Raw genomic sequence first — 21,219 nt, 5'->3', positions numbered from 1 at the left:
GCGCGATCAGGGGACGTTGCTGGGTGAGCCGGGCGTGTCATGCGGCCAGACTGGCGTAATCGGAAAGGAACCTCCTTGACTAAAGTTAAGGAGCGCGGGAATTGCCCCGCGCTCCTTTCGGCTTGCCTGTATGATTGCCTCGGCTCAGGGTTCGACGGTGATCATGCCGATCATGTTCTGTGTCTCCCAATGTGGGCCACACAGATAGTCCTGCGGACCCGGGGTGAGGAAGGTCAGGTCAACCGTCTCCTCAGGAAACAAACGATCGCTTTCGGGCTCGCTGCCGTCTTTCAGTAGGACCGAGTGACTGGTGCGCTTATCGACATTCACCCAGCGCACGGTTGTGCCCGGTTTCACGGTTAGCTCGGCTGGGCAGAACGTGTATTTGTACATCAGCACCACATCGGCATCCTCAACGGCGGAGGAGGGCTGACCGAACAGCTCGACATAGCGCTCTTCGGCTTCGGCACACAGCGCGGCGGTGTCCTCTGCCCATGCAGGCGCGGCCAGAAGCAGCAGCGCAGGGAGAAGGTGTTGGGGTTTCATTGTCCAAGTCTCCTCTTTTAAGCGGAAGGGGCCGGATCGCCCGGCCCCTCTTCCTTATTGTTTGACGACGTTGATGAAGGCGTTGTCGTCGTCCAATGCCAGGCTGGTATCCAGCGTCACATGGTGAAACCGTGCGGCGGCAAAGTCATCGTGGATGGCAAAGCCCACCGTATAGGTCTGACCGACCTCCAGCGGCACGTCACCAGCTGCGCCCGAGTTCAATGGGCGGGTGAAGACCACGGTCCACATACCTGCATCAAGGCTGGCAGAGGCGGCGATCTCACCGTCATTGACCACGCGCTGTTCCAGCAGATAGCCGTTGGTGGCGCTGCCATCTGCGTAGACGCGCATCAGGTCCAGATAGGTGCCATCGGCCAGATACTGCTCGATCTGATCGGCGGCCTGCAGCTTGTCCCAGCCACCCAGCGCCTTACCGCGGCGGCCTTTGATCTCGACCTCGGTGCGGCTTTCGCTGATGTATTTGGTCACAGTGTCCTGCGTGCTCAGCCGACCCGAGACATCGCCATTTGCGGCAATCGCCTCGGCACCCGGGTCAAAGGGCATGTAGCTGTTGTCTGCATGGCACGAGGCCCAGCAGCCGACCTGATCGCCCAGCTCAATCCCTGTGCCGGTGATCATCATGGCCACCTTGATCTGGTTGTCCGGGTCCATCTTGCCGCCATCGACAAAGGGGGCGGGGTTGTGGCCCGCATCCGGCCATTGCAGACGGATATACAGGGTCTCATCATCATGCGCGGCTTGAACGGTGGCGTCTATAACGCCGCGTTTGCCCGGGATCGGGGTTGGTTCCAGATCCCCACCGGCCACGATCTTGTTGCCGATCGCGTCCAGTTCGGCAGCGTGACAGGTGGTGCACTTGTCTCCGCCCTTGGTCAAAGGACGTGCTCCGCCGTGGGATCTGCCGTTCTGAACCCATTCAAACGAGGCCTGACCGGGATAGAACAGTTTCATATCTGCACCGGGGACAGCGGCCCAATCGATATTTGTGCCAACATCGCTGCCGCCACCTGCCGGGGCTGCGGCATCTTCGCCAGAAGCTTTGGCACGCTCTTCCGCGACGGCTGCGTCAACCGCTGCTGCGATCTGGGCCTGAACAGCCTCTTGCTGGGCTACACGCGCGGCTTTCTCAGCCTCGGCATCGGCGGCTTCTTTGGCTTCGATCCGCTCGAGACTGGCCAGATATTCGGCGGGGATTTCGCGAATGAAATCTGGGTTCGGCGCTTCAAGCTTTTCCAGATACTCTTCGTCGGCCCGGTCGCGGGCGTCCGAATGCGCAATCCCCTTGTGGCAGTCAATACAGGTCTGACCAACGGTCATCGCGTTCAGGTGCTGCTGACGGGCGCGGGGTTTCTGGAACTCGGGCATCATCGACTCGAAGTCATGGCAGTTGCGGCACTCGCGCGAGTCCGTGGATTTCATCCGCTCCCATTCATTCATAGCCAGATGCACGCGCTTGGCTTCGAATTTCTCGCGCGTGTTTATCGTGCCGACCACCTTGCCATACAGTTCTTTGGACGCCTTGATCTTACGGATGATCTTGTGAGTCCAATCCTTGGGCACGTGACAGTCGGAACAGACCGCGCCTACGCCCGAACGGTTCACGTCGTGGATTGTGCCGGTGTATTCTTCGTAAACGAAATCTCGCATCTCGTGGCACGAGACGCAGAATTCCTTGGTGTTGGTAGCTTCCATAGCGGTGTTGAACCCGCCCCAGAAGATGATGCCGGCGGCAAAGGCCGCAGCGATCCCGGCCACGGGCATTCCCCACAGGAAATACCGGCGCCAGATTGGTTTTTTCTTTTCCGGTTCGGAGGTCATATCCGGTCTCCGTTTTGGCTTCTTTTTCTGGCCCTGGATGTCAGGCCTGTGGATTTGGCTGATGAGTCAAACGAGGAAAGGGCGGGCGAGGGGCCCGCCCTTTCCGGTGCTGAGTACAAAACCCGTCAGGTGACGTGGTTCGAACGGTTGTAGACGTTGAACTTGCCGGTGGGTGCAAACAGTCCCTTCACGCGGCCGATCTCTTCCAGCGTCTTGGCGTCGAAGATCACGATCTCGCCATTTGGCTCTTTCGAGGTCGAGCGGTTCCACTTGGACACCCAGACCTCGGATCCGTCTTGGTTGAACTCGAAGTGGACGGCGACGTTGCCTTCCTCTTCTGTGATCTGGATCGTTTTCACGATCTCACCGGTTGCCTTGTCGATGACCTGCACCGATTGCTGGATCTCAGGCTCGGGGTGCTTGGTCTGGTCGGCCCAGATGTAGTCCGAGTTCGGATGGGTCCGGATGAACAGACCGGGTCCGTCGGTTTCCACCTCATAGCAGACCTTCCAGGCATCGTCCGGGCGGCCTTCGGGGTCGTTGCCCCAAACGGTAACCGTGCCTTCGCCCAAGTGGGTCGTACCGGCAACAGGACCGCAATTCGGGTCATCCCAGTTGGCGCCCGGGCCGGGGTGCGGCAGCGGCGCGGTATCGATCATAGCTTCCAGCTTGTGAGTCTCGGTATCGACCACGACCATCTTGTTCGACGCGTTTGCGGCGATCTGGAAATAACGGCCGGTCGGATCAAAGAACCCGTCATGCAGGAACTTTGCGCTGTCGATCTTGTCGATACGCAGGTTGTCCAGATCGGAGTAGTCCACCTGCCACAGCTGACCGAGTTCCTTGACGGCCACGATCCACGTGGGCTCGTTCGGGGTGGTGTAGATGGCGGCCACGCGGGCCTCTTCCACATAATCCCCGTCCACGTTGTAGCCACGGGTCGAGACAACCTTTTTCGGCTCCATGGTTTCGGCGTCGACGATGGCGAAATGAGGGGGCCAATAGGCGCCACCGATGACGTATTTACCGTCACCCGATACCGCCACGTCGCGAGCGTCATAACCAATGGTAACCTCGGCAACCAGCATGTTCTCGGGGTTCTGCCACAGGTCGATCTTGGTCATCTTCCCGTCGCGGCCCATGGTGTACCAGAAGCGGCCCGGGTTTTCCGGTTCTTCCAATTTGTGGTGTTCCGAGGCTTTCAGAACGTGCACCGCATAACCGGTTGGGATATGCGCCAGCACTTCCTTGGTGTCACCATCAATCACGGCCACCTTGCCCACGTCACGTTCGATGACGACAAAGAAGTTTTCCCAGTTGCGGCCATGCAGAGGTTCGGTCGGGTAGTCTTCGGGTTCGACATAGACCTTGCGGGTCGCCATCATCTGCTCAAGCGACATTTCTGGCGGTTGGGGTGGCTCCATCTGGATGTAGGTCGCCATATCGCGGATTTCTTCTTCGGACATCACGTCCGAGAAGTTGTTCATCCCGCCTTCGGTGCCCCATGCGATGATTTTTTCCAGCCGCTCCTGCCCCAGTTTCAGGGTGCCCGACTCGGTTACGGTACCATCGTCATTCTTCGTTTCAACCAGCGGCTCAAGGCTTTTGCCGGTTGCCCCTTTGCGCAACACACCGTGACAACCGGCGCAGCGTTCAAAGTAAAGTTGTTTTGATGATTCAAAGGCTTCCTTGCTCAGGGTTGGCTCTTCGGCAAAGACTGGCGCAGCGACGCTGCCCAGCAACATTGCCAAACCGACCCCTAAGGCGCGGCCAGTTCTGTTGTAGCTGATTCCAAGTGACATGATCACTCTCCATTTGCTGGTGAGGCAGGTCCTAGGGTGAAACATCACGCGTTTGTCATCCTTGACGAAAGTCAACGGAGCGCGCGCAAATTGGAAATTGACGGGCTATAATGAGCCATAAAACAAAGGGAAAACCTGAGTTTCAGGGACATGTTTTTCGGATGCTTGATTTCGGTTAAGTCCATCACTGGTCGGCCTTGCTAAACCTGTTCCAACAGCCATTGAGGCCGAGGAGAACAGGCATGTCGGCAGTGATCGCGCGCGTATTGGGCGAGGGGTTTCGCATCTTTTTCCTGTCCGCCGGACTTTTTGGTCTGTTCGCGGGAGGCGCGTGGGGTTTTTGGTTGATGACGCAGACCGGGTTGGTCGGATACGAAGACCCAACCTATTCCATGAGTCCCCCAATGTGGCACGCGCATGAGATGATCTTTGGCTATGCCACAGCAGCTCTGGGCGGGTTCTTTCTGACGGCTGTTCCCAACTGGACCGGGACCCCAGAGGCGCGCGCCAGGTTCATCATGCTGGCCGCAGGTCTCTGGTTGGCCGGGCGGGTAGCGATGTGGTTCTCCGGTGCGCTGCCGCCGGTTCTGGTCGCTGTGTTCGATCTGGTCTTTGTTCCAATTCTGGCGGCAAAGATTGCTACTCAGCTGATCCGACGCCCCAAACCGCAGAACATGGTATTCCTTTTGCTGCTCAGTGCGATCTGGATTGCCAACTTGTTAACCCATTTAGAGTGGATCGGTGTGACCAGCGATACGCTGGACATCGGATTGCGGGCGGGGTTGCTGACGCTCTGTAGCCTAATCGCGATACTTGGCGGGCGCATTACGCCAGCTTTCACCCGAAATGCGATGAAACGCGCGGGAGAGCCCGAATCCAACTGGCCTATTTCGGTAGGAACGTTTGATAAAGCCGCTATGGGGCTTGCACTTTCACTGCCGCTGAGCGTGCTCGTCTTTGGAATCGGACCTGTATCAGGCGCTATCGCGCTGATGCTTGGCGTTGCTCAGATCCTGCGCATGGCACGTTGGCGCGCACGCTGGGCACTGCGGCAGCCGATCCTGATCGCGTTGCATCTGGGGCTGGGCATGCTGGCGCTGGGCCTGATCCTGTGGGGGCTGGCAGTGCAGGGGTTCGGCAGCGAGATCGGGGCGCTGCATGTTCTGGGCATTGGCTGCGTCGGCGGCATGACCCTTGCCGTGATGAGTCGGGCCGCCCTTGGCCATAGTGGCCGCGCCCTCGTGGCCCCGCCGCCCATGGCGATCGCTTACGGTTTGATGGCGGCAGCCGCAGTTTTACGCTGGGTCGGGTCGGCGTTTGACCAGGGATATCTGGTTGCGATGCTGGCCTCAGATGGGCTGTGGATCTGCGCCATCGTCTTGTATCTGGTTGCGATGTGGCCCGCGTTGACCGGGCCACGTCTAGCGGCCTGAGCAACGGTTTTTAGATCAAGAAGGTCGGAGCAACGCCCTGTCATTCTTAATATGTCGTTGCAGCAAAGTATGGATTTGTCTTCCGCGTTTTGGAATCTGGCGGGCTGCGATTGGTTGATGGTCTGGCAAAGCTAACTCTGGGAAGAGCGCAACAATTTCGGCCAGCGCCTCGGGCTGTATTCCTTTCAAGGCTTGCTTGCCTGTGAATAGGCTTTCTGACGGCGCGCCTTCCGCCAGCACGATCTCATGCCGGTCGAACAGAATATGGAAATACACCACGCCCTGAGCTGTCTCGTCGACGGTTATGCCGGGTATGCCGACCAGCTTATGGGCTGAGACCAGAACCTCTTCGCTGTCGAACATGCGAACGGCGATACTCGAACGGATCAACATGCGATGCTGCGGTGAGACCAACAGATCACGTCGCGGCAGGTTGCTTCCCAGGCTGCCCGCTGTGATTCGGATCGGGCGCAGCTTGGGATTGAGCGCAAATTCAGACCTATCCAGAGCGCGCGCGCCGATCCAGCGAATTGGTTGTGGCCCATGATCCAAGGTGACAACCATGTCACCAGCGGAAAGCGTTTCTATCGCGACATCACCATCAGGTGTCGCGATAAGCGTTCCGGCTGAGAAACAAGGAACATCAACGATGGAACCGGGGTCAGTCGTGTCCGGTGCGTTGCTCGGTGTAACGTTGACGACGCTCATCGAATACGTCACCCCGGGATCTAGGGGCTCAGAGGTTATGTAGCCAGCGTTGGTTCCTTCAACCTCAACAAGGTACACAGTGATTGTCCCACCGCCGGGATTCGTCAGAATGTAGGATTCTTCCAGATAGATGTCGCCGCTCAGAAACGTTGTCGAACCATCAAGGTTTGTTACCGCTCCGGTCTGTGTATCGTCGTCGCCATTTTCGTTGTTGAATCTGTCGCCGTTAAAAACATCCCCGGTATCGGGAACTGGCGGGCCAAACCCATTTCGAATGAAACCACCGGCCTCGTCCTCAACATTGAATACCCTTCGGTCCGTCGCGGGGTCATAGCTTGCGTCCAGGGTGATCGTATCAGGCCCAATTGTATTCACCGTAATAACGCCGGGTGCGTACCCGATGTATGAGTAGTTCGCCATTCTTTAACCACCACGCTTCAGGTGCCATCTACGCACCTCTATTCACCAATAAATCGAGAACGCTCGCTTCAACTGTTCGAACGTCCGGAAACATGCTGTTCTAAGTACTATTTTTCAAGGCAATCTGAGGGCATTTTAGTGATACTGGCGCAATTATGATCACTGGTGTCCAATTCCGCGCTTACTTTGGCATGCTTGACTTTCGTTAAGGCAGCCCTGCGACCCACCCGCCATTGTCATCAGACTAGCTAATCTGCGCAAAGGAGAGCGCAATGCGAGAAGTCATGACAAAGAGCATGGCTCGCAACATATTCTATGGCGGGTCACTGTTCTTCATCCTCATCTTCCTGGCCCTGTCGGCCCACTCGCACTGGTACATCGTCAACTCCGAGAATTCGGCGAAGCTTGATGACAGTGTGGTTCGGGGCAAACATGTCTGGGAAAAACATGCCTGCATCAACTGTCACACGATCCTGGGCGAGGGCGCCTACTACGCGCCGGAAGTCGGGAATGTGATGACCCGCTGGGGTGTGCTGGACGACCCGGAATCGGCCTTTGAAGCGCTCAAGGGCTGGATGGAGGCGCAGCCGACCGGCATTCCCGGTCGTCGGCAGATGCCCAATTTCAACCTCAGCGACGAAGAGATCCGCGATCTGACCAACTTCTTGATCTGGACGGACAACATCGATGCGCAGGGCTGGCCGCCCAACGAGGCAGGCTGAGAAAGGGAACGGAGCAATGAAATACGAATCCCAAAAAATCGCCTACGCCTACTTCGCAGTAGCGATGGCCCTGTTCGCGGTACAGGTAATCGGCGGCCTGCTAGCCGGTTTCATCTATGTATTCCCGAACTTCCTGAGTGAGCTTCTGCCGTTCAATATCGTACGGATGCTGCACACCAACTCTCTGATCGTCTGGCTACTGCTGGGCTTCTTCGGTGCGGCCTACTTCCTGATCCCCGAAGAGACCGAGCGCGAGATTCATTCGACCAAGCTGGCCTATCTGCAGTTGATCATTCTTGTGGTTGGCACGCTGGGCGTGGTCGTGACCTATGTCTTCAACCTGTTCGAAGGCAACTGGCTGCTGGGCAAAGAGGGGCGCGAGTTCCTTGAACAACCCAAATGGGTCAAGGCGGGCATCGTCGTGGCCGCGCTGATGTTCCTTTACAACGTGTCACTGACCGTTCTGAAGGGCAAGAAGACGGCAATATCGAGCATCCTTGTTCTGGGCCTCTGGGGTCTGGCGCTGCTGTTCCTGTTTGCTTTCTACAACCCGGGCAACCTGTCGCTCGACAAGCAATACTGGTGGTATGTCGTCCACCTATGGGTCGAAGGCGTATGGGAGCTGATCATGGCCTCGATCCTGGCCTACCTGATGCTGAAGCTAACGGGCGTTGACCGTGAGGTGGTCGAGAAATGGCTCTATGTCATCGTCGCCGCCGCGCTGTTCTCGGGCATCCTTGGGACAGGTCACCACTACTATTGGATCGGTACACCCGGCTATTGGCAGTGGATCGGTTCGATCTTCTCAAGCCTCGAGGTGATCCCGTTCTTCGCGATGATGGCCTTTGCCTTCGTCATGGTCTGGAAGGGCCGTCGTGACCACCCTAACAAGGCTGCTCTGCTGTGGTCACTGGGCTGTGCAACGCTTGCCTTCTTCGGTGCCGGTGTCTGGGGCTTCCTGCACACGCTGCACGGGGTGAACTACTATACCCATGGCACGCAGATCACCGCAGCCCACGGTCACCTGGCTTTCTACGGTGCTTATGTCTGCCTCAACCTGGCGATCTTCAGCTATGCGATGCCGATCTTGAAGAACCGTGATCCCTACAATCAGGTTCTGAACATGGGCTCGTTCTGGCTTATGACCAGCGGCATGGTCTTCATGACCTTCGTCCTGACCTTCGGTGGTACCGTGCAGACTCACATGCAACGTGTGGTCGGTGACTACTTCATGGACGTGCAGGACCAGATTGCGATCTTCTACTGGATGCGTCTTGGCTCTGGTGTGGTCGTGGTCCTTGGTGCGCTGCTGTTCATCTACTCGATCTGGGTGCCCCGGAAAGAGGTGATTGAACCCGGTGCCTCTGAAACCCCTGCGGAGTAATGGATATGGATGGCTCCATGAAACTGAATGAGGGGGCGGCGAACGCCCCCTTCTACCTCGCCCAAAGCGATGAATGCGATGTGTTCACCGCCGCCTACAACAACGACCTGCCGGTCTTGCTGAAAGGCCCAACAGGTTGCGGCAAGACCCGCTTTGTGGCCCACATGGCCGCCAAGCTTGGCCGCCCGCTTTACACCGTAGCCTGCCACGATGACCTCGCCGCCGCCGACCTGATCGGTCGCTACCTGTTGAAGGGCGGCGAAACCGTCTGGGTTGACGGCCCTCTGACTCGTGCGGTGCGCGAAGGCGCGATCTGCTACCTTGATGAGGTGGTCGAAGCCCGCAAGGACGTCACCGTTGTGCTGCACCCGCTGACCGATGACCGGCGCATCCTGCCGATCGACCGCACCGGCGAAGAGCTTGAGGCCGCGCCCGGCTTCATGCTGGTGGCCTCGTACAACCCCGGATACCAGAATATCCTGAAAACCCTGAAACCCTCGACCAGGCAGCGGTTCATCTCGCTGGAATTCGACTTTCCTTCGCCCGAGATGGAGGCCGAAGTCGTCGCGCAAGAAAGCGGTCTGCCGCTTGAACGCTGTAAACCGCTGGTACGCCTTGCAGGTAAGTTGCGCGGGCTTAAGGGTCAGGACCTTGAGGAAGGCGTGTCCACCCGGCTGGTCGTTTATGCCGCGACGCTGATCGCACAGGGCATGTCCACCGACCGCGCCATCCTCGCCGCAATGATCGAACCTCTGACTGATGATGAGGATATCAAACGCGGGCTCCTCGATCTTGTCACGGCTGTCTTTGGGTGAGGCCGGCCGATGGTCAGGATCGATTTTGAGCCATGGGAACCCGAAGAAACGATCGGGAAACTGTGGCACACCCTTGCCAGTCGCCTTGATGCACCTGAAGTGCATGATGGAGCCGCGGTCGACCTCTCAGAGGTCGCAGGGCGGCTGGCAGTCCTCTTTCGAGGACTTGGGGGTAGTCCGGGCGTAGAATTGCGCCCGGTCTCGCCCGAGATTTCGCGCCACCGTCTGGGGTGGCGTCGTCGTCTGGCAACCGAGGCCGAGCTAATGCCGCGTGCGTCGTTCGATGGCGAAGTTCTGCGTTTGCCGGATCGGCTAGCGGTGTTTCCCGCGCGTGAAGCCAACGGTGCGCTTTATGTCTGGCTGGCCGCCGCCGCTGCACATGCCGGAACTCGTAGCGACGAAGACGACCCGTTGCGCGCCGACCTGCATGCGCTTGTCGCCGCCCGACAGATGGTCGAGGCGGCGTTGCACAACGCCCCTGGTCTGCGCCCGCTTTATACCGAGCTGTGCAAGGGCGTGCTGTATCAACGCGACATTTCCGGGCTGCCACCCGTCGAGGCAGCGGTTGAAGAACTGGTCCGCCACATGCTTGGTGACCCCGCGCCTTTGTCGCCAAAGGCTGAACATCTTCTAGCGTTGGATGACGACCTCACCGCCCCGCGCGCCTATCAGCATTTCCGGCCTGTCCCGCTGTGGCCCGAGTTGCGCCCGGTCGGGTTCTCCGAACATAACGAAGTGGAGAACCCCGAAACCGAAGGACCGCCTGAGGAATCCGGCGAAAAAACCCACCGTGCCCGCCGCCGCAAATCGGATCAGGCCAACCGCAGCGACAGTTTCATCCTGCACAAGTTCGAAGCGATCCTCAGTTGGGCCGAGTTCCTGAACATCAACCGGCGCATTGACGATGACGATCCGGATAACGCCAAGAAAGCCGCCGATGATCAGGAAGAGATTGGCTTGGGTCAGATCTCGAAGGCGCCGCCGACCAAACTGAAACTTCATCTGGACCTCGCTCCGGAGGACGTGAACCGCGAACGCCTGTCGGGACGGGTTCTGTATCCCGAATGGGACGTACGCACCGGCCAATACTTGCCCGATCATGTCAACGTTCTGACCTCGGATGCCGAGATTCGCGAAGATGCCGCCGAGTTCGGCAAAGACCCCGCCACTGCCCGCCGCATCCGCGCCGTGAAACGCCAGTTCGAGGCGCTGCGCCCGGGCCGCGTGATGACACGCGGTCATCTGGATGGTGATCAATTGGATATCGAGGCAGCCGTTCGGGCGCAGGTAGACCGTTGTGCCAATGGCGAAGGCACCGAACGTATTTGGATGCAATCGCGCCCCGAGGCGCGCGATTTGGCGGTGTCTATCCTGCTGGATGTCAGCCGCTCGACCGAAAGCGCCGTCACAGGCCGCGCCGTAATCGACATTGAACGCGAGGCTCTTGCGGCACTCGCCTGGGGTCTGAACGCCTGCGGCGACGATTTCGCCATCCACGCCTTCAGCTCGCTGAAACGCCAGCGGGTTTATGTGCAGCGCTGTAAACGCTTCGATGAGCCGATGGGTAGTTTGGTGGAACAGCGCATCGCCTCGCTGCGCCCCGGCCACTATACCCGCCTCGGCGCCGCAATACGCCATTGTTCCGCCGATCTGGCCAGCCAATCGCGCAAACGCCGGTTGCTATTGATCATCACTGACGGCAAACCCAACGACCTGGACCATTACGAGGGTCGCCACGGTATCGAAGACACCTGCATGGCCGTGCGCGAGGCGCGTAGGGCAGGGCAATCGGTCTTTGGCGTTACCATCGACAAAACCGGCAAAAGCTGGTTCCCGCGCATGTTCGGTCAAGGCGGCTTCGCCGTCATCCCCGACCCGCACCGGCTGATCATGGCCCTGCCTCAGATCTACCGCCAACTGGTTGGAGCATGAGCGACGCCTCTTTGATCGATGAGCTTCCGGGCGAGCTGCTGATGTGGGTTCTGATCATCTCGGAATTGCTGGTTTTCGGCGCGGGCCTGATTGCCTTTATGGGCGTGCGCCTGACCGACCCGACAGGATTTGCCGAGGCTCAATCGCACCTTTACCGGACAGGGGCAGCGCTAAACACGGTGGTGCTGGTCACTTCGGGCTATCTGGCGGCGCAGGCGCTGCAGTGGCGAAAAATCGCGCGCCGGGGCGTGGCTCGAATGGCCTTGATCACTGCCGCCGTGCTGGGTGTCGTGTTCCTGATCATCAAAGGTGCGGAATACGCGGGCAAAGCCGCACAGGGGATCACCTATGAGACCCACCCATTTTTCCTGTTCTATTATCTGCTGACCGGGTTTCACGCCGCACATGTGTTGGCAGGGGTCGGTATCCTGCTGCTGGTCGCCTGGCGTGACGATCCACGCAACATTGAGGCAGGTGCGCAGTTCTGGCACATGGTCGATCTGGTCTGGATCCTGCTTTTCCCCGTGATCTACCTGTTGGGATAATACGGATGCCCGCAGCTTCATCTTTTCCCAAATACTCCCGCCGGAGGCTCCCGAATACGCTCACGCGCGCATGGCTCAGCCTTCTGGCGCTCAGCGTTGCATCTGCACTGCTGACTGTGCTGCCCATCCCGCCAGCCGTTCTGGCGGGGTGTATTCTGGTCCTCGCACTGGCGAAATGTCGCGTTATCCTGGCTTGTTATCTTGATCTCGTAAACAGCCCGGCCTGGCTGCGAGGTTTCACCATGGTGCTGACGGGCTTTGCCATCATTGTCTTTGCCCTCTACCTGATCTGACTCAAAAAAACGCCGCCTCCGGGGAGACGGCGAAGTTTTACGCTAGGGGGCGCTTCTTGGTTACTGGGCTGCCATCGGCATGCGCGCAATCTGACAGCGTTGCCAGAGTGTGGACAGCGCGCCAACCAGATGCTCGATATCCTCATCCGTATGTACCGGAGACGGCGTGATCCGCAGACGCTCGGTCCCTTTTGGTACGGTGGGATAATTGATCGGCTGAATGTAGATGCCGAACTCTTCCAGCAGCGTGTCCGAGATGAACTTGCACTTCACCGGATCGCCAACCATCACCGGGATGATGTGGCTGGGGTTAGGAATATGAGGAATACCTTCCGCATCCAAACGGGCCCGAACCTGAGCTACACGGGCTTTCTGCAGGTCGCGTTCAGCATTCGATTGTTTCAAATGCCGGATCGAGGCCGCGGCCCCGGCCGCGATCGATGGTGGCAGGGCGGTGGTAAAAATAAACCCGCTGGCGAAGCTGCGCACGAAATCGCACAGCGCAGCCGAGGCAGCAATATACCCGCCCACCACACCGAACGCTTTACCAAGCGTGCCTTCGATCACCGTCAAGCGATCCATCAGACCTTCGCGTTCAGCGATACCACCGCCGCGTGGCCCATAGAGGCCAACGGCATGAACCTCATCCAGATAGGTCATCGCGCCGTATTTGTCGGCGAGATCGCAAATCTCTTTGATGGGGGCGATGTCACCATCCATCGAATAGACCGACTCGAACGCGATCATCTTCGGCGCATCGGGATCAGCTGCGGCCAGTTTGGCTTCAAGGTCATCCAAATCGTTGTGTTTCCAGATCACCTTCTGCGCCCGCGAGTGGCGGATGCCTTCGATCATCGAGGCATGGTTCAGTGCATCAGAGAATACGATCAGGCCGGGGATTTTCGCGGCGAGAGTGCCAAGGGCTGCCCAATTCGAAACATACCCGGAAGTAAACAGAAGCGCGGCTTCCTTTCCATGCAGATCGGCCAGTTCGGCCTCAAGCAGCACGTGGTCGTGAGTGGTGCCTGATATGTTTCGCGTGCCCCCGGCCCCCGCGCCACAGCGATCCAATGCGTCATGCATTGCATCGATAACAGATGGGTGCTGACCCATGCCAAGATAGTCATTCGAACACCAGATCCGCACATTTCGCTGGACAGATCCATCCGTCTGACGTGCGTTCGGGAAAGAACCACAGCGACGTTGCAAGTCTATGAAAACACGATAGTTCCCTTCATCCCGAAGGTCACTGAGGCTTTGACTGAAATAACGCTCGTAGTCCATGTTACGTGCTCCCCGGAATACTGGCTTTGAGCCGAGAATAGGGCAGCGAACCAAGCCGCAACATGACAATAGTCAAGTTTAGACAACATAAAACTATGGTGCACAACTGCCGGCTCTGGCATAGCGTGGAACAGGGATGGACCGACCGCGCCCATGCGCCGGCAGGAATTAACAGGGGTATTCTCTTGTCTCACGAAGCACAAAAAGCGGTCGCACGTCAGTCGCTGCTGCTGCGCAGTTTACCGGAACAGCATGTGGAAACACTGCTGAGCCACGCGATCTGGCGCCAGTATGACCGTGGTGAGACAATATTCCTGCAGGAGGAAAAAGCGCAGGCCATCCACGTCGTGCTTGAGGGTTGGGTCAAGCTGTTCCGCATGACCCCCACCGGGGCCGAAGCCGTCGTGAGCGTCTTCAAACGTGGTGACAGCTTTGGTGAGGCCGTAGCTCTGCGTAACGTTCCCTATCCTGTATCCGCCGAGGCCGTATCGGCCTGTGATGTCATGCATATCCCCAGTCCGATCCTGATCTCTTTGATGAGAGAGGACCCTGAGATCGGTATTTCTATTCTGGCCGCGACCTTTACCCATCTTCACTCGTTGGTGGCGCAGCTAGAGCAACTCAAGGCTCAGACCGGAGCGCAACGCGTGGCCGAGTTTTTGTTGAATCTCTGCGACAGCGACAAAGGCGGATGCGAGGTTTTGCTGCCCTACGACAAGATGCTCATCGCAGGCCGTCTGGGGATGAAGCCGGAAAGCCTGAGCCGGGCGTTTTCGCGGCTCAAGGCGGTGGGTGTGAAGATCAACCGCAACCACGCCGAAATCTCGGATATCGCGCTTTTGCGGGACTATGCGGAAAGCGATCCGGCGGAAAACTGGGGGCGGTGACCCCGGAATTGCCGCCGGGCCCGACCAACCACTTCAGACGGTTGCGCCCTTGCGGCGAATGGCGGTGCCCAGACTTCCGGCGCAGAGACCAACGATAATTGCGATCAGCAGCGCTATCGTTCCAACGTGGGAAATCTGCCAACCGGCAAAGAGCAGAGGCGCGATTAGGCCAACCAATCCACCCATCAGTGCACCCAACCAGTATTGGCGCGTCATCATTCCCAGTGCCAGACCCAGAATGCCGGGCAGACCCAGTACGTTACCGCCGATGGTTCCAAGTATCTCTAACATCTCAGTCCCCACCTTGTTCCGAGCTTTTGTTCAGGAACGCGCGGATGTCGTCCCCTGATGCTGCAGCGTGTTCCTGCAGAACCTCACCATCTACCTCTTTCGCAATCTTCTCATACGTTTCCAAATAGTTGGGTGGGAGACTGTGTGCGATGCCCTGGTGGCAATCGATGCAGGTCATGCCGGTGTCGATTGCGCGCTGGTGTTCGCTGGCTGCGCGGGTTTCCTGAAGGGTGAAGTCCATATAGTCAAAGTTGTGGCAGTTGCGGCATTCCCGGCTGTCGGATTCCTTCATCTTCTTCCATACGGCCGACGCCATGGAAAGACGATGGTCCTCATACTTCTCTTTCGTGCTGATGGTGCCTGCCAGTTCGTGGTAGACGTCCTTCACGGCCATGATCTTGGCCTTGATCTTGTGGTTCCACTCGTCCGGGACGTGGCAATCGGAACAGATGGCCCGCACGCCGGAATCGTTATTGTAATGGACCGTTTCCCGATATTCGCCCAGATTGGTTTCCATCGTGTGGCAGGATACGCAGAACTCTTCCGTGTTGGTCAATTCCAGTGCCCAGTGGAACCCACCCCAGAACAGGATGCCTGCCAGAAACCCGGCCAGTAGTGTAAAGCCGACACTGAGGACGGCGATCGGGCTCCAGAACCAGGTCCAGAGGCGCCGGATGAGTCCTTGTTTTTCTTGGGAGTCGGACATGTCGCGCTCTCCTTTTCGACCTGTGTTCAGTTTCCGGAGGAAGGTTCAAAAGTGTTATCGACCAGAGGCAGCGCATCGGCCTGTGGTACGTGGCACTGATTGCAGAAATACCGTGTGCCGGCGATCTGATCCAACTCTCGCCCTTCGCGGTCCAGATAGTGAGTCATCGACAACGTCGGAGCGTTGCGTTCACCAGCCTTGGTCCAGTCATGGCAGGAGAGGCACTGATTGGTGCGCAGGTCGATCTGGTACTGTTCGATCGAATGTGGGATCAGCGGCGGCTGCTGGCGATAATTACGCTGCATACGGCCTTCGACTGTCCGATGCACCTGATCCAGGACGGCGGGTTCATCGACTTCGGCACCGCGTAGGCTGTTAACTCCGGCAGACTGCGCGAGGGCCAGGCCACCGAGGAGCAGCGGCGGGATCAGGGCAAGGCCCACTAGGATCGGCTTTTTCATCTTCTCACTCCTTCAAAAAGGTCTTGAGGCGCGCGGCTGGGGCGCGGCGGTTGATTCCGGTGGCGCGACGGTCAGGGCGTCGAACCGATGGGTGAATTTGAAAACGTCTTCAGCGCAGACATCGATGCAGCGACCGCAATTGGTGCAGTCGGGCGACAGGATCAGCGGGTTGTCTTTGCCTTTCAGCGCCGGAGAGATCACATGGTTTTCCGGGCAAACCGCGTAGCAGTCCATGCAATCGTCACAGGCGTTGCGATTGGCGGCGGTGACCCGCAGCATCGCCTTGCTGCCCACCAGTCCGTAGAATGCGCCTACGGGGCAGACATGGCCGCACCATCCATGGCGCGAGACAAGCAAGTCAAACAGGAAGATCGCGGCGACCATCGTCCAGACGAAGCCCATGCCAAAGATCAGTCCGCGATGCAGCATGGTGATCGGGTTGACCAGTTCCCATGCAATTGCGCCGGTCAGGCCGGACACGACCAGCACGGTGGCCATGATCCACAGCCGCGTTCCGCGTTTGGGCTGCCAGCCTTTTTGCAGGCCCAGCTTGCGGTGCAGCCAGTGCGCGCCGTCGGTTACAGGGTTGATCGGGCAGACCCACGAGCAATAGACGCGGCCTCCGACCAACGCGTAGGTCGCCAGAACGATGACGGCACCAATGGCGGCGGTCAGCTCGGGCCAGTGCCCTGCGATCAGACTTTGCAGCAAGACGAACGGATCGGTCAGGGGCAGTACGCCTAGGGTCAGCGACCCGGCCAGAGTGCCCTGCACGATCCAGATGCCGAACCACGGGCCCAACAGGAACAGTACCAGGAAGAACACTTGGCTGGCGCGGCGCAGCAGCAGGTATTTATGGGCACTCAGCCAACCTTTGGCGGCGATAGCTTCATGCCCCAGCGGCATGTTTGTGCGGACGGTCATTGAGTGACCTCCGGCAATTTGAATCTGGGCTCAAACCCGCCCGGTGCGACAAGGTTATCGGTGCCCGGTCCCGGCAGGCGATCAGGCAAATCGATGATACCTTCGACGACGGGCGCGCCTTTGGCTTCTTTCTCTTCCCAGCCCTTGCGGTAGTGATCGGCGCTGCTGCCCCGAGCCAATCGGGCGGGCAGCACCTTGATCGCCGCTTCGGGCAGAACGCAGCTTTTCTCGCAAACGCCGCAGCCGGTGCAATGATCGGCGTGAACGGTTGGAATGAAGATTGCATGACTGCCCGAGCGGGCGTTGTGTTCGGTCTCCAGCGTAATGGCCTCGTCGATAGCGGGGCAGACGCGGTAACAGACATCGCAGCGCAGGCCGAACAAGTTCAGGCAGTTTTCTTGATCGACCAGAACGGCGACACCCATCTTGGCGTCGTCGATATTGTCCAGGCCGGGGTCCAGCGCCCCGGTCGGGCAGGCAGCGACACAGGGGATGTCGTCACACATTTCGCAAGGGATATCACGGGCGGTGAAATACGGCGTGCCGGTGGCCACCGCATCGACACCCAGCTCGGCCAGTTTCAGCGTGTCATAGGGACACTCTCGCACGCACAGACCACAGCGGATGCAGGCTGACAGAAAGTCTTTTTCCGGCAAAGCACCGGGGGGGCGCAACGCCTCGGCCGGCAACGCCCGTGCGTCCCGCGCCAGCCAGGCCAGCAAGGACCCGGCTGCTACGCAACCACCCGCTGCGCGCGCCGAGTCCTGCAGGAACCGGCGCCGCTGCGGCGAAAGGGGTGTGCCAACACGAGACATGGGGACGACCTTTGCCTTGCCAGCCTTTTACGCGCGCTCGACCTTACAGGCGCATTTCTTGAAGTCGGTCTCTTTCGAGAGCGGGCAGGTCGCGTCCAAAGTCAGCTTGTTTGTCAACTGGCCTTCGTCGAACCATGGCATGAACACCAGGCCACGCGGCACTTTGTTCCGGCCTCGGGTTTCGACCCGGCTGTTAACTTCGCCGCGGCGGGTGGAAAGAACGATCTCCTGCCCGCGGCGCAGACCGCGGTCGCGCGCATCGTCCGGGTGCATGTAGACAACGGCGGCGGGATAGGAGCGGTGCAGTTCGGGCACGCGGCGGGTCATCGAACCTGAATGCCAATGTTCCAGCACACGCCCTGTGCAGAGCCACAGGTTGAATTCCTCATCCGGTACCTCGGGGGCGGGTTCGTATGGCGCGAAGATGATCTTGGCCTTGCCGTCCTTATGGCCATAGAATTTCACGTCTTCGCCTTCAGGCACATACGGATCATAGCCTTCTCGGAAGCGGTACAGTGTTTCCTTACCATCCACGACTGGCCAGCGCAGGCCACGCGCCTGGTGGTAGGTTTCGAATGGGGCCAGATCGTGCGCGTGGCCGCGCCCAAACTCGGCATATTCCTCGAACAGGCCCTTTTGCACGTAGTAGCCAAAGTGCTCGGACTCGTCGTTGTCGAATCCTTCTGCGGTCTCTGACAGCGGGAACTTGTCGATCGTGCCATTGGCGAACAGCACGTCATACATGGTCTTACCACGATGTTCTGGCATGGTGGCCAGCAGTTCCTCGCCCCAAACCTCTTCAACGGTGAAGCGTTTGGAGAACTCCATCAACTGCCACAGATCGGATTTCGCTTCGCCCGGAGCTTTGACTTGTTGCCGCCAGAATTGGGTGCGACGCTCGGCGTTGCCATAGGCGCCTTCCTTCTCGACCCACATGGCGGTAGGCAGGATCAGGTCAGCCGACAGGGCTGTTACAGTAGGATAAGGATCGGAGACGGCAATGAAGTTCTCCGGGTTGCGATAGCCGGGATAGCCTTCTTCGTTGATATTGGGCGCGGCCTGCATGTTGTTGGTGCACTGCACCCAATAGGCATTCAGATCGCCGTCCTTCAGCTTGCGGTGCTGCAAAACGGCGTGGAACCCGGGTTTGGGTGGGATGGTGCCCGCAGGAATTTTCCACGCGGTCTCGCAAATCTCGCGGTGTTTGTCGTTTGCAACAACCATATCAGCTGGCAGACGGTGAGCGAAGGTTCCGACCTCACGTGCCGTACCACAGGCCGAAGGTTGACCGGTGAGCGAGAAGGGCGAGTTTCCGGGTTCGGAAATCTTACCCACCAGCAGGTGCACATTGTACATCAGCGAGTTCACCCACGATCCGCGAGTGTGCTGGTTGAAGCCCATGGTCCACAGACTCATCACTTTGCGGTTGGGGTCGGCATATTGCTGGGCCAGACGCTCAAGCTGAGCGGCAGGAACACCGGAGAGTTCCGATGTGTATTCCAGCGTGTATTCCGATACCGCTTCGGCATATTCTTCGAAGCTGATCGGCTCCATCTTGCCAGAGTTTGGATTCTCTGCCTCTTCCTGCAGCGGGTTGTTATCGCGCAGTCCATAGCCAATATCGGTGGCGGTCTTGGTGATGTTGACGTGTTTGTTGACGAACTCTTTGTTCACCGCGCCGTTCTGGATAATGTAGTTGGCGATATAGTTCAGGATCGCCAGATCGGTCTGCGGCGCAAAGACCATTCCATTGTCGGCCAACTCGAACGAGCGGTGTTCATAGGTCGACAGTACATGCACTTCGGATCCCGGTTTGGTCAGACGTGTGTCGGTCAGGCGTGACCACAGAATCGGGTGCATCTCGGCCATGTTCGAGCCCCAGAGCACGAATGTGTCTGCGTGCTCGAAATCGTCATAGCAGCCCATTGGTTCATCAATGCCGAAGGTGCGCATGAAGCCGACAACCGCCGAGGCCATACAGTGGCGCGCGTTCGGGTCGATGTTGTTGGACCGGAAACCAGCCTTCATCAGTTTGGCAGCGGCGTAGCCTTCCCAAACGGTCCACTGGCCCGAACCGAACATGCCGACACTGGTCGGGCCTTTCTTGGCAAGGGCCTCTTTCCACTTGGCAGCCATGACGTCGAAGGCTTCGTCCCAGCTGACGGGTTCGAACTCACCATTCTTGTCATATTCGCCGTTGGTTTTGCGCAGCATCGGCGTGGTCAGGCGGTCTTTGCCGTACATGATCTTGGACAGGAAATAGCCCTTGATACAGTTCAGACCGCGGTTCACCGGCGCATCCGGGTCGCCTTGCGTGGCGACCACGCGCCCGTCTTTGGTGCCAACCAGAACCGAGCATCCGGTGCCGCAGAACCGGCAGGCGGCTTTGTCCCAACGGATATCAGGGTTGCCGACCTGAGCGCTGGCTTGTCCGGTCGCAAGGGGAAGTCCTGCGGCTGATGCTGTCGCAGCAGCGGCGGTTGATTTCAAGAAGGTCCGGCGGGATTCAGAGATGGTCATGACATGGGTCTCCGGCTTTAGATCTGGCGAGAAGCATTAAGGTGCGGACGGGTCTCCGCGAGGTCTTCGAAATGGTGGTAGGTCAGGGTCAGAGAGATCACACCCGGGATCTGATGCAGATCCATGATCGTCTCAGAAGCCATTTTTTCCGGCGTATCCTCGACCACAACAACAATGCGGCCATCCTCGGATGCCGCGTGAACTTCTGCCCCGTTTGTACCTGCAATCGCGGCCTGTGCACTCTGCGTGGTTTCGGGGGTTACATGGACGAGGCATCCACAGATATTCATAAGGCTACCTCCTGAGTGGGCGGGGTGTGGCGTTCAAAGCTGACAGAACCGGCAGGGCAGGCGCTGGCACAAGCGCCACAGCCGGTACAAATATCGGTGTCGAGTTGGGGTTCAGCACGACCACCGGTTTGCAGCCGAAAGCGGATCGCATTGTGGTCGCAGACATCCTGACAGACCCGACAGCTGACACCATTCATCGACAGGCAAGAGGCCGACACCGCAGCGCGCCAAGGCCAATCGGCCACGTGTTCAGGATTCAGCGCCCCGGTCGGGCAAGCGTTGGCGCAATCACCGCAAAAAGTGCAGGGGCCTGCATCCAATTGCACAACAGGCCAGCCTTGCGTGTCGAAACGGATGATATCTTCAGGGCAGGCCTCGCGGCATTCGTCGCATTGGGTGCAAAGCTCAAGAAACTCGTTCACCGCACCCGGTGGGTGGATGGCTGATGTATCCTCGCGCAGCACTTTCCCTTTCAGGAATGCGCGTCGGCTGGCTAGCTTGTTCATTCGCTCGCGACCTTTGAGTGATCGACAGGGGTTGGCCTGCCTGACTCGGGTGTTAGCGTAGCACAGCGTGTAAGGAATTGACCTAGATCATTTTTG

At 58.7% G+C, this 21,219-nt stretch carries 21 protein-coding genes; 8 read left to right on the top strand and 13 right to left on the bottom strand.

Annotated elements, in window-relative coordinates; all coding sequences use genetic code 11:
* Positions 1-144 precede the first annotated feature (144 nt).
* The 3 genes from ACR0BI_RS19960 to ACR0BI_RS19950 all read right to left on the bottom strand — a co-directional run bounded on the left by ACR0BI_RS19960 (position 145) and on the right by ACR0BI_RS19950 (position 4,187).
* Complete coding sequence (locus ACR0BI_RS19960; RefSeq protein ID WP_170408094.1) at positions 145-546, bottom strand: plastocyanin/azurin family copper-binding protein; 402 nt, start codon at positions 544-546, stop codon at positions 145-147.
* A 54-nt stretch (positions 547-600) separates the two neighbouring features.
* Positions 601-2,385, bottom strand: coding sequence for a NapC/NirT family cytochrome c (locus ACR0BI_RS19955; protein WP_480562909.1), 1,785 nt, complete (start codon positions 2,383-2,385; stop codon positions 601-603).
* A gap of 125 nt (positions 2,386-2,510) precedes the next feature.
* Positions 2,511-4,187: a cytochrome D1 domain-containing protein gene (locus tag ACR0BI_RS19950; protein ID WP_170398146.1), complete on the bottom strand. Its 1,677-nt coding sequence runs from the start codon at positions 4,185-4,187 to the stop codon at positions 2,511-2,513.
* A 242-nt stretch (positions 4,188-4,429) separates the two neighbouring features.
* Between ACR0BI_RS19950 and ACR0BI_RS19945 the strand changes: the two genes are divergently transcribed.
* The gene (locus tag ACR0BI_RS19945; protein ID WP_480562910.1) at positions 4,430-5,620 is read left to right on the top strand and encodes an NnrS family protein; all 1,191 of its coding nucleotides are present in this window, start codon (positions 4,430-4,432) and stop codon (positions 5,618-5,620) included.
* A gap of 15 nt (positions 5,621-5,635) precedes the next feature.
* On the opposite strand, the gene ACR0BI_RS19940 is transcribed toward ACR0BI_RS19945, so the two are convergent.
* The gene (locus tag ACR0BI_RS19940) at positions 5,636-6,748 is read right to left on the bottom strand and encodes a Hint domain-containing protein (RefSeq protein WP_480562911.1); all 1,113 of its coding nucleotides are present in this window, start codon (positions 6,746-6,748) and stop codon (positions 5,636-5,638) included.
* Between the two features lie 272 nt (positions 6,749-7,020).
* Between ACR0BI_RS19940 and ACR0BI_RS19935 the strand changes: the two genes are divergently transcribed.
* Genes ACR0BI_RS19935 through ACR0BI_RS19910 form a run of 6 tightly spaced genes read left to right on the top strand, consistent with a single transcriptional unit; the run spans position 7,021 to position 12,439 of the window.
* Positions 7,021-7,470 (top strand): c-type cytochrome, encoded by a 450-nt coding sequence (locus ACR0BI_RS19935; RefSeq protein WP_170398152.1) that lies wholly within the window; start codon positions 7,021-7,023, stop codon positions 7,468-7,470.
* Positions 7,471-7,486: 16 nt separating this feature from the next.
* A complete protein-coding gene (locus ACR0BI_RS19930; RefSeq protein ID WP_170398155.1) occupies positions 7,487-8,854 on the top strand; it encodes a cbb3-type cytochrome c oxidase subunit I in 1,368 nt (455 codons plus the stop codon).
* A gap of 5 nt (positions 8,855-8,859) precedes the next feature.
* The gene (locus tag ACR0BI_RS19925) at positions 8,860-9,669 is read left to right on the top strand and encodes a CbbQ/NirQ/NorQ/GpvN family protein (protein WP_170398158.1); all 810 of its coding nucleotides are present in this window, start codon (positions 8,860-8,862) and stop codon (positions 9,667-9,669) included.
* Positions 9,670-9,678: 9 nt separating this feature from the next.
* Positions 9,679-11,601 (top strand): VWA domain-containing protein, encoded by a 1,923-nt coding sequence (locus ACR0BI_RS19920; RefSeq protein ID WP_170636634.1) that lies wholly within the window; start codon positions 9,679-9,681, stop codon positions 11,599-11,601.
* Positions 11,598-12,146 carry a cytochrome c oxidase subunit 3 gene (locus ACR0BI_RS19915; protein WP_170425549.1) on the top strand — a complete coding sequence of 183 codons (549 nt, stop codon included), beginning with the start codon at positions 11,598-11,600 and terminating at the stop codon, positions 12,144-12,146. The genes ACR0BI_RS19920 and ACR0BI_RS19915 overlap by 4 nt, the downstream gene beginning before the upstream one ends.
* 5 nt (positions 12,147-12,151) lie before the next feature.
* Positions 12,152-12,439: a cytochrome C oxidase subunit IV family protein gene (locus ACR0BI_RS19910; protein WP_480459885.1), complete on the top strand. Its 288-nt coding sequence runs from the start codon at positions 12,152-12,154 to the stop codon at positions 12,437-12,439.
* 60 nt (positions 12,440-12,499) lie between these two features.
* On the opposite strand, the gene hemA is transcribed toward ACR0BI_RS19910, so the two are convergent.
* Complete coding sequence (gene hemA, locus ACR0BI_RS19905; protein ID WP_170425552.1) at positions 12,500-13,723, bottom strand: 5-aminolevulinate synthase; 1,224 nt, start codon at positions 13,721-13,723, stop codon at positions 12,500-12,502.
* Between the two features lie 185 nt (positions 13,724-13,908).
* On the opposite strand from hemA, the gene ACR0BI_RS19900 reads away from it, so the two are divergent.
* The gene (locus tag ACR0BI_RS19900) at positions 13,909-14,610 is read left to right on the top strand and encodes a Crp/Fnr family transcriptional regulator (RefSeq protein ID WP_480562912.1); all 702 of its coding nucleotides are present in this window, start codon (positions 13,909-13,911) and stop codon (positions 14,608-14,610) included.
* Between the two features lie 33 nt (positions 14,611-14,643).
* Here ACR0BI_RS19900 and ACR0BI_RS19895 read toward each other — a convergent pair whose 3' ends face one another.
* Genes ACR0BI_RS19895 through napF form a run of 8 tightly spaced genes read right to left on the bottom strand, consistent with a single transcriptional unit; the run spans position 14,644 to position 21,123 of the window.
* Positions 14,644-14,901: a hypothetical protein gene (locus ACR0BI_RS19895; RefSeq protein WP_170408114.1), complete on the bottom strand. Its 258-nt coding sequence runs from the start codon at positions 14,899-14,901 to the stop codon at positions 14,644-14,646.
* A 1-nt stretch (position 14,902) separates the two neighbouring features.
* Complete coding sequence (locus ACR0BI_RS19890) at positions 14,903-15,607, bottom strand: NapC/NirT family cytochrome c (RefSeq protein ID WP_170398176.1); 705 nt, start codon at positions 15,605-15,607, stop codon at positions 14,903-14,905.
* Between the two features lie 26 nt (positions 15,608-15,633).
* On the bottom strand, positions 15,634-16,068 hold the full coding sequence (locus ACR0BI_RS19885) for a nitrate reductase cytochrome c-type subunit (RefSeq protein ID WP_170398181.1): 435 nt from the start codon (positions 16,066-16,068) through the stop codon (positions 15,634-15,636).
* Positions 16,069-16,080: 12 nt separating this feature from the next.
* Entirely contained in the window at positions 16,081-16,992 is a 912-nt protein-coding gene (gene napH, locus ACR0BI_RS19880) for a quinol dehydrogenase ferredoxin subunit NapH (protein ID WP_480562913.1), read from the bottom strand.
* Entirely contained in the window at positions 16,989-17,807 is an 819-nt protein-coding gene (gene napG / locus ACR0BI_RS19875; RefSeq protein WP_480562914.1) for a ferredoxin-type protein NapG, read from the bottom strand. Before napG ends, napH begins: the two co-directional genes overlap by 4 nt.
* Before the next feature lie 27 nt (positions 17,808-17,834).
* On the bottom strand, positions 17,835-20,327 hold the full coding sequence (gene napA, locus ACR0BI_RS19870; RefSeq protein WP_480562915.1) for a nitrate reductase catalytic subunit NapA: 2,493 nt from the start codon (positions 20,325-20,327) through the stop codon (positions 17,835-17,837).
* A gap of 17 nt (positions 20,328-20,344) precedes the next feature.
* On the bottom strand, positions 20,345-20,617 hold the full coding sequence (locus ACR0BI_RS19865) for a chaperone NapD (RefSeq protein WP_170425561.1): 273 nt from the start codon (positions 20,615-20,617) through the stop codon (positions 20,345-20,347).
* On the bottom strand, positions 20,614-21,123 hold the full coding sequence (gene napF, locus ACR0BI_RS19860; protein WP_170466521.1) for a ferredoxin-type protein NapF: 510 nt from the start codon (positions 21,121-21,123) through the stop codon (positions 20,614-20,616). Before napF ends, ACR0BI_RS19865 begins: the two co-directional genes overlap by 4 nt.
* Positions 21,124-21,219 lie beyond the last annotated feature (96 nt).

It is taken from the genome of Ruegeria sp. E5 (assembly GCF_056534105.1).
Note: the sequence above shows the minus strand (reverse complement) of the source record. Positions and strands in the feature narration are given on the sequence as shown.